The organism is Nocardioides sp. NPDC006273 (assembly GCF_040613495.1).
GTDB lineage: Bacteria > Actinomycetota > Actinomycetes > Propionibacteriales > Nocardioidaceae > Nocardioides.
Genome location: NZ_JBEXSD010000134.1, coordinates 1 through 1,209, shown reverse-complemented (window position 1 = coordinate 1,209; position 1,209 = coordinate 1). Strand labels below are relative to the sequence as shown.

The window sequence follows — 1,209 nt, the reverse complement described above, 5'->3', positions numbered from 1 at the left end:
CGGGGGTGACGATCGAGGCTGCTAGTGAGCGTGTCGGGCACAGCCTGGGCTGGGGCCGGCGGCTGGTACATAAGGCTGGTGGCGTGCGTCCCGACTTCACCAGGTCCCGCGTTCTGTCATCGCGGTTGCTGAGCATCGCTGAACGTGAGTAGATCCTTGCGGGCATGGAGCGGGGTGACTCCATTCGACAGATCGCTCGCGATCTGGGGCGGGCGCCGTCGACGGTTCAACGCGAGATCCGGCGAAATGTCCGCAGCAAGCAGAACTACCGTTCCCGGGCGGTGTACGAGAAGAAGCGTGCCTCGGGCAGGCCCCGGATCCGTCCGTTGAGGTACTCCCCACACGTGGCCCAACTGCGTGCCGATCATCTGGCTTCCCGAGCCCGTGCGGGCAAACTGGCCACCAACGAACGGCTACGTAGGTGGGTGCAAGATCGACTCGAGGAGGAGCACTCGCCCGAACAGATCGCGGCGATGCTGCCCATCGAGTTCCCGCACGATCTGGAGATGCGCGTGTCGCACGAGACGATCTACCAAGCCCTCTACGTGCAAGGCCGCGGCGGTCTTCGACGTGACCTGCACCAACGACTGCGAACCGGGCGAGCACTGCGCAAACCGAACCGCCAAGCCACCCGGCGTCGTCAACGAATCCCGGGCATGGTGCTCATCAGTGAACGCCCCGCTGAGGTCGAAGACCGTGCCGTACCCGGCCACTGGGAAGGCGACCTGATCATGGGAGGCGCCGGAACGAAGTCCGCGATCGGAACGCTGGTCGAGCGCACCAGTCGCTACGTGATGTTGCTGCACCTACCCGACGGCTTCGGTGCTGATGCGGTCCAGAGCGCGATGGTCGAGGCGATGTCACGACTACCCGACGAGCTCCGCCAAACGCTGACTTGGGACCAGGGCTTCGAGATGGCCAACCACGTCCAGATCGCCGCAGCGACCGACTTGGACATCTACTTCTGCGACCCCCACTCACCCTGGCAGCGAGGCAGCAACGAGAACACCAACGGTCTTCTGCGCCAGTACTTCCCCAAGGGCGCCGACCTGAACAACTTCCCCGCCGACTACCTTGCCCACGTCGCTCGCAAGCTCAACACACGACCCCGTAAGACCCTCGGCTGGAAGACACCAGCACAGGTCCTCGATGAGCTACTTTCGAACCCGAACCCACCACCCAGTGTTGCGATGACCGGTTGAATCCGCC

At 64.1% G+C, this 1,209-nt stretch carries 1 protein-coding gene; it reads left to right on the top strand.

Annotated elements, in window-relative coordinates:
• Positions 1-164 precede the first annotated feature (164 nt).
• The gene (locus ABZZ22_RS27005) at positions 165-1,202 is read left to right on the top strand and encodes an IS30 family transposase (RefSeq protein WP_354938662.1); all 1,038 of its coding nucleotides are present in this window, start codon (positions 165-167) and stop codon (positions 1,200-1,202) included.
• Positions 1,203-1,209: the final 7 nt, after the last annotated feature.